The sequence below is a fragment of the Paenibacillus sp. ACRRY genome (assembly GCF_022346995.1).
Taxonomy (GTDB): domain Bacteria; phylum Bacillota; class Bacilli; order Paenibacillales; family Paenibacillaceae; genus Paenibacillus.
Map to the genome: position 1 here is coordinate 467,412 of NZ_JAKRNM010000003.1, position 12,280 is coordinate 479,691.

Sequence of the window (12,280 nt, forward strand, 5' to 3'; positions counted from 1 at the left end):
ATATCCATTTTAATGGATAAAATCCGGTAATAAAGGCGAACGCTGCGCTTCTACAGGTTATTTCTGACTTCTCCGTTGTAGTGCAAGTGTATTCATTAAATATGGCTAACAATATTTCTTTATATATAAAAAAGAGATCAGGGGATTTATAATTTCGTATGGGTATTATAATTGGGGGTCGAATGTTCAAATGGTAGCGATCTTTATCATTGGATTTATCGTGTCGATGGGACTGGCTCTTGCCCTGACACCGCTTGTCAAAAAGTTTGCGGTTAGAATAGGTGCAATGGACACACCGAATGCGCGTAAAGTGCACACTCGGATCATGCCACGTCTCGGTGGATTGGGAATCTTTCTTGCTTTTATAATTACAGTAGCTGCACTTCTTCCATTTGTATCTGCATGGTTTACGACGAGAGATATGAGTTTTGTCAGTGCCTTTCTGATCGGTGGATCCATTATCGTTCTGATCGGAGCGCTGGATGACCGTTTCGAACTGTCAGCCAAAGTAAAACTGCTCGGGCAGCTCATTGCTGCAGCAGTCGTAGTATTCGGATTTAACATCCGAGTGGATTTTGTGAACATTCCTTTTCAGGATGCGTACTCTTCACTTGAAGCATGGGTATCCATTCCGCTGACGATTCTGTGGATTGTTGGTGTAACGAATGCGATTAACTTGATTGACGGTCTCGATGGTCTTGCAGCCGGTGTATCCGGTATTGCGATTGGTACCATTGCCGTGATGTCCTTCCTGATGGGCAATATGATGATTGCCTTGATGTGCCTTGTGCTGCTGGGCAGCATTATCGGGTTCCTGTTCTTCAACTTCCACCCAGCCAAGATCTTCATGGGAGATACGGGATCACTATTCCTTGGTTTCTCTCTGGCGATGCTATCCATGCTTGGGTTTAAACAAATTGCAGTCGTGTCCTTCATCACGCCGCTGATCATTATCGGTGTACCACTCTCGGATACCTTCTTCGCGATCATCCGTCGTGCGGTACAACGGAAACCGATTTTCTCACCGGACAAAGGTCACTTGCATCACTGCTTGCGTGAACTTGGATTCAGCCACCGTCAGACGGTGCTGATCATCTACGGTATTGCCGCATTCTTCGGTGTACTGGCGATCATTCAATCGTCGGCAGCCATGTTCGAAGCCAACTGGGTAACGTTTGTCGTGATCTGTATCATGATGTTCTTCCTCCAGGTTGGTGCAGAAGTGATTGGACTTGTAAGCAAAACCAGAAGGCCAGTTATTAATTTCCTGATGCGCATGCGCGTCAAGATGAATCCGGAAACTCGCTCGAAATCCTAGATATAAATGGTTGTTTACTGCAATTCTTGAATATTATCCAAGCCCCAAACCTTATCCGTTATGGATAAGGTTTTTTTGTTTAATTTGCTGTTTTTACTAAATAATTGGAACCTGATCGCCGATATAAGAGGTAACTGACTTAAAAAGAGGAGAGATGATTGCATGCAGCGTACGAAGAAGCCGATGATTTGGCTTATGATGGTGGCACTGGTTGTATCGTTGATACCGGCAGGATTTGCACCAGTCGCATCGGCGGCAGACAAACAGACGAGTTATTTTACTCCCGATATTTCTGAATTCAGAAATACGGTTGATCTGACATTGACAGCAGGGGCAAATCAGATAACACGAGATAAAGTATATAAAGTAACAGATGCTCAACAAGCGATTACGGGTACGTATACCAAAGTAACGGGTTCAACACTGGGTGCAAACATTCAATTGTTGAACTGGGACCAAAGCACAAATCGCTGGGTAGAAGATCCTGCACGTGTTGCTCCAGCAGTAGTCACGTTAGATACAGATAGACCTGATAATCGTTTCAAGGCAAATCTCACTCTTTATCCGGGGATGAACCGCATCACATTTACGGGTGCACAAGGACAGAATGAACGTTCCGAAACGTTTTACATCTTATTTGACCAAGTACCATACGTAGAAAAGCTGCAAGTACTCGGTGGGTCCGATAACTTGGACCTTAATGAAGGGACTCAAATTGTAGTAAACAAGGACGAGATTACACTTCAAGGTACAGCTGTGAACGCTACGAAAGTGACGGTGTCTGTAAACAATGGCCAAGCTTTGGCTACACAGCTTTTACAAAATTATTCATTCTTCTCTCCGCAGCTTAAGCTGAATCCCGGCGTGAATGATCTGAAGCTGGTAGTACAAAATGGTTCTGACACACTAACGTTCAACTATTCACTATTATATTATGATGAGAAGAATCCAATCGTGAAGTTGGATCTGTTGGATTCCAGTAGAAATGCACAAAGTTTGCTTGGTGTTGAACCCGTATTTACTGAAGATACGGACCAGGCTAAAGTTCATGTGCAAATGTTAATACCTTATGATGAAGTAAATAAAAACAAGTTCAGTGAAGGCGCTGAAATTTATGTTGACAACAATACGACAAAAGAGACACCTACTTTTACCGAGGAAGTTTTCATTCCAAGTCTGAAAGATAACACACCTTCGTATTGGTTAGTTGCTTTTGATATCAATGCTGTGAACTTTAACAAGGATACAGCTGGCGTGGTTTTGCAAGACCAAAATCATACATTGTCCGTAACTTACGGAACAAAGACTATAAGCAAAAATATGGATTTTCAGTACATGAAAGGTCAGACCGTCATTACTGATCTGAAGTATCTCAAGGGATATAGCGGAAGTGGGACCACTAATCTTCCGACTGGTGAGCCCTTGAACGGTGCTAAAGTGGACTCAGGTGACTTCTACATTATGGTCAACACGAACGGCAAACCAGCTGATCCGTTGACAGGATTGAAAGCCAATTACCTTCCACTCGGGACAAGCGGAATCACGGTGAACCATGTGGCTACAGTGTCAGATACCAGTTATATCTTCAAAGTGGTTGGATTAAAGAACGGTAACCAAACCGTTCGTTTTAACTACGATAGTTCTACAGCCTATAAAGACGTTACAATTTCTTATGCATCCAAAAATTATATTTACGTTGAAAATCTGACCGATGGTCAAACGTATAATGTGGATTCTGGAGCCGGAAAAACACTTGCTGTCAAAGGACAATACATTGACTTTGAAGACACGATCAATAGTAATTATTTCGTTGCAGAAGTGTTTGCTAACGGTGAGAAAGTTAAATCAACCAATACTTCAGAGACTCTTGACCCTACCTGGTTAAATAAAACTACTGGCGCCTTCAATTTCACACTAAATATTTCTTTAGAGAATGGACCTTTGGTCTTTGGGGAAAACAGAATTATTTTGACAGGTACAGGTAAGGATGATAAAGGCCAAGCTCGTGAGATCCGCAAAGAGCTACGGATATATGTTGTAGATAATAATGTATCTACGATTACTAACTTCCAGCCTGCTGTGGGAAAAGATCGTCCTAGTTTTCCACCGAAAGAATTCAGCGCGGACAACCCGCAGCTTGCACAGATTTTCAATCTGACGCCTGAGTTTATTTACAATGATAGTAAGTACACGACTAGTTTAAAGAACTACGATTTGGTTCTGCGTGGTAGCGGTGCAGTCAAAATGAATTTAAATATGGGAACCAAAAATATTCTGTCAGTGGACTTGCCGGTTAACTCAGTAGATAATGCCGTGGTCACTTTTGCCGGTGAACGCTATACTTATGATTTCGCAGGTAATCAAAAAGACTTTATTATGCGCGTTCAGGATTTGGTTGCAGATGCACCGGGAACGTATGTGTACACCTTGGAACTAATCAATGAGACCGGGGCTAAAACTTCGCAAAGACTGGAGATTGTCAGAGAAGTGAGTGCCTATCGCATTCTGTCTCCACAACCGACCGTTGGTAATCAAATTGTGGTAAACAAAAACTTTGTTCACTTTGACATTGAAGCGGAGGGTGCAACCGAAGTTCTTATCGGTAAAGATCCTGCTGTGAAACGTACAGATTTGGGAGAAAACCGTTTTGTATATGACTATGTAGGATTGAAACAAGATAAAGAAAATAAAATCAAAATCACAATCACACGCGCTGGTACAAGTAACACGGATACCATTGAAGTGTTCTACACAGGTACTGTGGGTGTAGATGCTCAGTACATGGCACCGAAAGTGGCAACAAAATATACCGTATTCAACAAGGGACTTCAACTCAGTTTCCCAAAAGGTACTGTAATGCAAAGCACAAGCACAAGAGGTATTACGAAGTACTATCCGGATACGAAGCTTCTATTCGGTATTGCAGACCCTACTACGGGGATTGTAGAACGTCGCAATGACTATGGTAACATTATTGGCTTCCCTGGAACGGGTGAAAATAGTGGTGCTCCGGCTTGGAGTATTCCGGATGAGTACTTGCTTAACTTTGGATCAACAAGTGCATCAAGTAACTTTGGGGCAATCTCTGAAATCTACTGGATTAATGGTGGCTTGGGTGAGTCAGGAGATCTGGGCTCAGCTACGTATGCAGCTCCAACGAATGGATTGACGCCTTACTCCGTAGAAGGGTTGTTTGGAAATCCTCAGACACCTACAGAGCGCAAAATAACACCATCACAGCGGGGAACTCTTACGTTGGCCTTTAATCCTAACGTGGTAGACGAAGCTGGTTCTACAATTACTGTATATCGGTATACAGCAACTCGTCAGTGGGAAAATATTGGTGGTGAAGTTGATACCAAAGCACATACGGTCACTGTGCCATTTGATGAATTCGGCTACTATAAAGTAATGAAGTTGAGTCGCAGCTATAATGACATAACGAATCATAACTGGGCTCGTAATATTTTGAATGGTCTCTATTCCAAAGGATTTATGAACAACTTGCGTTTTGAGCAATTCGGTACAGATGATCAGACAACACGTGGCGAGTTCGCGACATTGCTGGTTAAAGGTCTTAACTTGCCAATTAACTCGGACAATAATCGTACGTTCGTGGATCTCGTACCAGGTGCAAGATCTGCAACATGGGATTATGACCGTATTGAGACAGCGGCAAGAGCAGGGATTGTAACGGGTCTGACGGACGGTGTGTTTGGACCGGATCAACCGTTGACACGTGAACAAGCAGCAGTCATGATTGCTCGTGCTCTGAAGCTGAAATTGGCAACGAATGATAGTAAACTGGATGCTTCACTTGCTAAGGCATTTTTGGATTCAGGCAGCATTGAGAAATATGCAGGTCCATCCATCATGGCAGTTTCGAAAGCTAAAATCATGGAAGGAGCCGCTGTAACGGTTCCGGGCCAGAAGAAGCCACAGTACAATTTTAATCCAAAAGGTAATTTGACTCGTGCAGAAGCGGGTAAAATTGCTGTTGAACTTCTCAAGAAAAGCACCAAAGTATTCCCTAAAAACTTGAGTTAATTCATCCAAGTTCATTTATGCATTATTGGAAGGACCTGTCCCTTGTGCTAAAGGGGCGGGTCCTTTTGACTGTTAAGGAATTGGAAAAGAACACTTTTATAATAGTAGAAAACTGTTTTTTACCAATAACTATTTTTGTAATTTGCTAGAGTTTAAGATACAATAACGGTAAATACACAATGATCTAGAGGGTGAAGTTAGCTAATGAAACCGATTTATTCGAAGGCCCAGCTGGGCTACATGAAAGCAAAGACACAGTTCGAGAAGCAGGCAGTCATTCTGGAGAAGAAAATAGAAGATACACGTAAAACGCAGGAAATTTCCCAGGAGGTAATGGAAGGGCTTGTACAAGCGACTGGCTTCCATGATGCGTATAATAATTTGACTCTGGCTGAGAATGAATTGATTGAATGGTCTCACACCACCATGAAGCATGAAAAGACGTACCGGGAGAACAGACAACCGATTGATGATATGTATCTCAGATTGAACAGTGATCCTAAGATGCGTGCTCAAATTATCGATCTTGCAATGAAAATTCGCTAATTGTTATATAGAAATAACTGGGTAAGAAGGCATTCCTTAAGGAATGCCTTTTATTTTTCTTATGAGGCAATTTGTCGCTTCATGTATAGGCTGAGCGGGTATAAATAAACGTTCAGACCAATTCAGACGCGGTAGAGACCCGTTATGGCTACCACAATAGTACTGATTTTAAAGTTTTGGACCCAGTAAATTACCCGCACTGCATCAATACATAAATAAGTTCAAAACTTTTTTTGAAGAACCCGCAACTTTTTGAAATCTACTGCGTTTAAGATGTAGAGTCAAAAACATTGGGCCTCTTACCAAGAATGACCTCGTGAAGAATCTTGTCTATTTATTAGAAAAAATTGCTTTACGGCGAGAGGAACCCATTGTATAATACGTTAGGTAGGATTAGGAAACTACTCTATTTTCGTATGATTCTAAGGTTAAGCTAGTTTACAAGTTTCTGTGATAAGCTCACAGACATCATTTATATTAACTTGCTCAGGACTCTGGAAAGGGGGTGCAACAATATATGAGGAACACGAGCGAAACTATTAAAGAAAATTCCCATGTTATGAACACCCAAGGAGGAGAAAAAAAGGTTATGAAGAAAATTTTATCCGTCGCTTTGTCTACAGCAATGGCATTCTCGATGTTTGCATCTGTAGCATTTGGTGATACAGCTACTACACCACAACAACAGTTTGATGCATTGAAAGCAAAAGGTATCTTCAATGGTTATCCAGATGGCACAGCTGGTCTGGACAAAGAGATGACTCGCGCTGAGTTCGCTAAAGTTATCACTAAATTGCTTGGCCTGAAAGAAATCACTGGTGTATATTCTTACACTGACAAAAACTACAATGCTAAAAACTGGGCTGCTCCTTACATCGAAGCAGTAACAGCTGCAGGCATCATGGAAGGTAAAAACACTGAGAAAAAAATCTTCGATTTCAACGGTAAAGTAACAATCGAAGAGATGGCTACCATCTTGACTCGTGCACTTGACCTCGAAGTTCCAACTGAAACTAACAACACAGCATCCGCATGGGCTAAAGGTTATGTTCAAGCGGCAATCAATGCAGGATTGCTTGATTCCAGCCTGAACTTCCAATCCAACGCTTCCCGCGAATTGCTCGTTGGCGCTGCTTATGCAGTTGATCAAGAGCAAAGCCTGAAAGTTGCTTCTTACGATGTAACTGAAGCTGGTAAAGTTGTTACTTTCAAAATGAGCGACGGTGAATCCGTTAAAGTAACTTTGGATAAAGCTCTCGAAGCTAACAAAGAAACTGAAGTGAAATTTACTTACAAAGATAAAGAGTTCACTGAGAAAGTTACTTATGTAACTACAGTAGCTCAAGCAGTATCTTCTGTATCTGCTACAAACCTGAAAGAAATCACAGTTAAATTTGATGGTACTGTAGATCAAATTTCTGCTGAAAGCAAAAACAACTATGTTGTGAGTGGCGTGACTTTCAAAAGCGCTACATTGTCTGATGACAAAACAACTGTAACATTGTTGGTGGAACAGAATTCTTCTGCTCTGACAAACCAAAGAGCAACTAGCCTGCAAATCAACAACGTTAAAAACGCTGATGCAACTAAAACTATTACACAAAAAGTTGAGTTTACTCCACTTGATGTTGCAGTTCCAGAAGTGAAAGAAGTTCAAGCTCTGGGAACTAAAGCATTCAAAGTAGTATTCAGCGAGCCTGTTAAACCTGAAAGTGTTATCTCTTCATCTTTCCGTGTAGATAACAATGTAATTGCTGCTTCTGTTAAGTATGTTTACCCTAACACAGCAATCGTAACTACAGACTTGTCTGCTGGTGAGCACACATTGCGTGTGAGTGGCGTACAAGACTACTCTGGTCTGACTATCGTTCCAGTGGAAAGCAAATTCACTGCAGCTGTAGACACAGCGGCTCCTAAAGTTGTAAGTGTAAAATCTAACGACTTGAAGGAAGTAACTGTTGAGTTTGATGAAACTGTGAAAAGTGTAGCAAGTGCTTATGCTAACACTACAGGCAACAACGCTCAATCCATTGAAATCAACGATAACAAAGTTACGCTGACATTCAACAACCCGTTGAACGTATCCGAGAACACAGTCTACCTGACTGCAGTTTCCGACTACAGCAACAACTCTGCTTCCGTTGATGCAAAAGTAACTCCAACACTGGATACTGTTCGTCCTACAGTTGTAGCTACTGAGTTCAAAGTGGAAAATGGTAACTACTTCGCTGAAATCACATTCAGCAAATCGTTGCAAAATGATCCAAGCAGATCTGACAGAGCTTCAAACCCAGAAAATTATGTTCTGAAAGATGCTGACGGTAAAGTTGTGACTGTTACAGGTTTGACTTCTAAAGGTAACCCTGTAATTGCACCAACTTACTACCCTGCTGACAAAAAGGTTAGAGTTAACCTGGGTAGCAGCTTGAAAGAAGATGCAACTTACACGTTGACTGTATCTGGTGTCGCTGACACTGCTTACATCGGAAATGTATTGTTGCCATACACTGCTACACTGAACGCTAACACTGCTCAAAATGGTAAAGTAACTCGTGTTTGGTCTTCTGTTAGCGAAGGCACTCGTTACGTTTATGTTCAATTCAACAAAACTTTAGCTACTACTGGCGAAGGTAATGCTCTTGAAGCAGCTAAATACACTGTATCTTCTGTAGATGCTAGTGGAAATGCTACTGGATCTTATCAAATTGCTAAAGAGAACAATGACATTAACTTGATCTCTACAAACACTGTTCGTATTGCGGCTACTGGAAGCAATATTCCTACTGGTTTCAATTGGGATAAAGCAGTTGTAACTGCAAGCTACATCAAAGATTCTGAAGGTAATTACTTCAATAACGGATCTTACAATGTTGGAGATAAAGTAAGTGATTCAAGAGTTGGTGTTACTGGCGATGTTTATGCTACTAGTCACAATGAAATCAAAGTTAAATTTGATGCAGCATTGTCAAGTGTTAACTTGGGAGATTTCGTAGTGAACGGTGTTAAATCCCAACCAACTTCTTACACTTTGGCTGATAACAACAAAACACTGTTGTTGAAATTTGCTGACAATGCAGTACCAGTAAATGCAGTTGGTGTGACTTTGGAAACTGTTTCCACTCTCACTCAAGACGCTTTCGGTAACAAAATTGAAGAAATTGAAACAGCAATCCCAGTTCTCGATGGAATTGCACCAACAGTTTCTTTGACGAATATCGTTGCTGATGCTGCTACTGGTAAAGCAATTACTATTACTGTTAAAGGATCTGAAAGTCTTAAAGCAGATCTGGATAACTACAAGCAAGATTACATCAACGGACTCTTCACTGTTGATGCAGGTACTGGTGTGAAAATTACCAATGTTCAAGCTATTGTTGAAACTGTTGGAACTGATTCTATCATCACTATCACAGCAACTGCAGATACGAATGTAGCTGGTAAAGTTGTAAATGTTAAATTTGATGGTGCTAAAAACAAAGCAGCAGAAGCTATCACTGATGGACGCGGTAACGCACTTGGTGAGTTCACTTTCGGTAAGCAACTGCCTACTACAAATAACTAATATTATTTTTTCTGAAACAGCCTTGCATCTTAATAAATGCAAGGCTGTTTTTTGTTTTATTTTAATAAATCTAAACAAGATTGCTGTACTAAAAGTTACCTCTTTGAAACTTCCTGTATATATTGTTCGTCTATAATATATGTATTATGGAAATCTATGTATGGAGGTTTCAAGTGAATAATAAATTGAAGAAAGTCATTGTCGCAACTACCGTGCTGGGGTTGACTCAGGCCGCTTGGATGAACAATTTTCAAATTGCAGAAGCTGCAACTTCTTCTAGCAATACAGCTCAAGCTCAAAAAGCTGTCAAAACATTATCTAATGTCCCGGCTGTCAAGCTATCATCCAAAAGCAGTGTTAGACTTACAGATGTCAATGTTCTGACTCAAGACGAAGGCAAGTTGATTACGTATACCCTCACATATACCAACAATGAGAAAAAAAGCTTACAACTGGTTGATTACTGGACAAAGGTTCGAAGCAAGGGTGGAACAAGTTATACTTCCACATTGCTGACGCAAGATGCAGAGAAAAAGAGTGTTGCTGCTGGCTCTACCTTATCCGTTACATATATGACAACTGTTGGAAAAAACATGCAGCTCAGCAATCTGAATTTTGAAATTGTTAAATGGGACTTCAGCAAGCCAAATTATGAAAGCAATCTGGGGAAAATCAATATTCCTGCCTCGTACACAGTGGCTACCCCAGTGAATACAGTCAAAAAGGTACGGATCAATGATATTCCGGTAAAAATTAAAGTCCAGGGCCTACAGACATTCTCTGCCTCGGACACATCCAACTATGCAAGTGTAAAAATTAATCTGCATAACGTTGGTTATAAGGGGTTGGAAAATCCTAACGTGAAGTGGGTTCTGAGAACAAAAGGTGGCAGCAGCTACCCGCTTAATCTAAATTCGAACGATACAACGTACAGCGTACAGCCTCAAGAGTCCAAGAGCATCAACTATATAACAACTGTCCCCAAGAAGGTGAAGCTGGATGGGGCTGAGCTTATTATGGTACAAGAGAACGAAGCTGAGAAATCGGTTATTCCTCTCGCGACCATGCAAATGCCGAAATCAACTTCATTGCAGAATACAGAAATTAAGGTTGGAAAGGTCCATACCATAACGCTCGAAGATAACAAAGGCAAAATGGCTACGAGTGTGGGAGATGTCAGTGTCAGTCAGACTCATGGCAATAACTACTATACGGTCAACTTCAAATTTAAAAACACGGGATCAAGGGAAGTTTCCGTACCCAAATATGATTTCTCGGTTCAAAACAAAAAGGGAAATGATTATCCGTTGTCTACCAAGGCACTGGATAATTTGAAATTGAAACCAGATGAAGAACGCTTAGTTCGTCTGACATTTAGTTTGCCTTACGATGAAGCTGAAGGAACACTGAAATTGGTTATGAATACACCAAAAGCTGAAGGCACCGAGGGTACAGAAAACAAAGAAATTAAATTTTCGTATCCTGCGGGAACGTACATCCTTCCCAAAGCCACTTCCATGCAGCAATCTATTGGTACAGAGAGCACCCTTCAGATTGAAAATGGAACATTGGGTGTCACATGGAATTCTGTTCAACGTCTTCCTTGGGAAAACGCGGATGTTCTGTCTGCGAGAGTTACTTTACGCAATGTTTCAACCAATACTCTTAAACTCCCACAGTTAAAGGGTATGCTATCCATAGATTCAGCAGATATAGCAGATACTCAATTGTTAATTAGTCAGAACTCCGCTTTGCTTGGGCCAGGCATGTCGCTTGATGTACATCTATTAACATCGTTACCTACCAATTTGGATGTAGCTCAATTACAAGTCGCCTTGTCTGAAGTTGTGGGCGAGAATTCATCTGAATTGATCAGACTGACTCACATTGGTCAGCTTCCGCAGGTACCGCAAGTAGAGTTGGGGACCAACTATGCGTTGAATACGCCTGGGAAGAAATCCGAACTCCAAGTAAAGAGAACACTGATCTATCCAGGAACATCTTCTGATATCGTATATACCGAGCTCCAGGTGAAAAACATTGAGGATCGGCAGATCGACCTGGCCAAATTAACGGGATATTACGAATCTAAAAATGGTGAGTATTATAAAACAACGGTTAAGCAGATTGATTATCCAGCAGGACCAGGTGATTCTGCATTAGTAACCATGTGGTCAAAAATCCCAAGGAAAACGGTAGTGTCTGATATGAGGCTGTTGATCGGAGAGACAGTAAGTGGGGATACGGGGAAGGAAGGTTCCACTACAGGCGCTAGATATGTTGATGCGGCTTCGTTTGAACTAAAACCGGATCAGGAGTCCACATTAAATACAATTAAGAATCTTGAGATTTACCCATACAGTCTTCAAACGAGAGATTTTAAAGCTTCTCTTAGTGGTGGGTCTACCGTAAACCTTTCATGGAATTATGATGCTGTACGGAATAATGAATTGAACTTGCCAGAAAGTGAACACAAACTTATTGTGCAGCTGATTGAACCTACTGGAAAAGTATTCGACAAAGAGATTGTGCTTGATAAAGACATGAAGGAAGGTAACAATCAATTTTTGAATTGGACCATTCAGGATGTTGTTTTTGAAGATCGACGCAGTGGAGCTTATACCGTTGCCATATATGATGAGTTCCAAGGTCAACGGATTAAGCTTGCAACACAGGCGATGGGCTTTGTTCCAGCTGTCGGCAATCTACCAGGTGTTGAATAATTGATAGCGTAAGCATCGTTGTTAAATCTTTCTATTAAAGATATGATAGAAAATGACGACAAATATATGTAGATTGTTTTAATA

At 41.1% G+C, this 12,280-nt stretch carries 5 protein-coding genes; all 5 read left to right on the top strand.

Features of this window, described 5'->3' with window-relative positions:
- The first annotated feature begins 190 nt into the window (after positions 1-190).
- The 5 genes from MH144_RS15625 (at position 191) to MH144_RS30995 (ending at position 12,196) form a co-directional block, all read left to right on the top strand.
- The gene (locus MH144_RS15625; protein WP_239302031.1) at positions 191-1,318 is read left to right on the top strand and encodes a glycosyltransferase family 4 protein; all 1,128 of its coding nucleotides are present in this window, start codon (positions 191-193) and stop codon (positions 1,316-1,318) included.
- A gap of 162 nt (positions 1,319-1,480) precedes the next feature.
- Positions 1,481-5,365 (top strand): S-layer homology domain-containing protein, encoded by a 3,885-nt coding sequence (locus MH144_RS15630; protein WP_239302042.1) that lies wholly within the window; start codon positions 1,481-1,483, stop codon positions 5,363-5,365.
- A gap of 204 nt (positions 5,366-5,569) precedes the next feature.
- Positions 5,570-5,911 carry a hypothetical protein gene (locus MH144_RS15635; RefSeq protein ID WP_239302044.1) on the top strand — a complete coding sequence of 114 codons (342 nt, stop codon included), beginning with the start codon at positions 5,570-5,572 and terminating at the stop codon, positions 5,909-5,911.
- A gap of 589 nt (positions 5,912-6,500) precedes the next feature.
- Positions 6,501-9,473: an S-layer homology domain-containing protein gene (locus MH144_RS15640; protein ID WP_239302055.1), complete on the top strand. Its 2,973-nt coding sequence runs from the start codon at positions 6,501-6,503 to the stop codon at positions 9,471-9,473.
- Between the two features lie 173 nt (positions 9,474-9,646).
- Positions 9,647-12,196 carry a DUF4352 domain-containing protein gene (locus MH144_RS30995; protein ID WP_239302057.1) on the top strand — a complete coding sequence of 850 codons (2,550 nt, stop codon included), beginning with the start codon at positions 9,647-9,649 and terminating at the stop codon, positions 12,194-12,196.
- Positions 12,197-12,280 lie beyond the last annotated feature (84 nt).

Excerpts from the sequence above, each read along its gene's own strand:
- MH144_RS15625 (WP_239302031.1), top strand. The coding sequence starts at position 191 with ATGGTAGCGATCTTTATCATTGGATTTATCGTGTCGATGGGACTGGCT.
- MH144_RS15630 (WP_239302042.1), top strand. The coding sequence starts at position 1,481 with ATGCAGCGTACGAAGAAGCCGATGATTTGGCTTATGATGGTGGCACTG.
- MH144_RS15635 (WP_239302044.1), top strand. The coding sequence starts at position 5,570 with ATGAAACCGATTTATTCGAAGGCCCAGCTGGGCTACATGAAAGCAAAG.
- MH144_RS15640 (WP_239302055.1), top strand. The coding sequence starts at position 6,501 with ATGAAGAAAATTTTATCCGTCGCTTTGTCTACAGCAATGGCATTCTCG.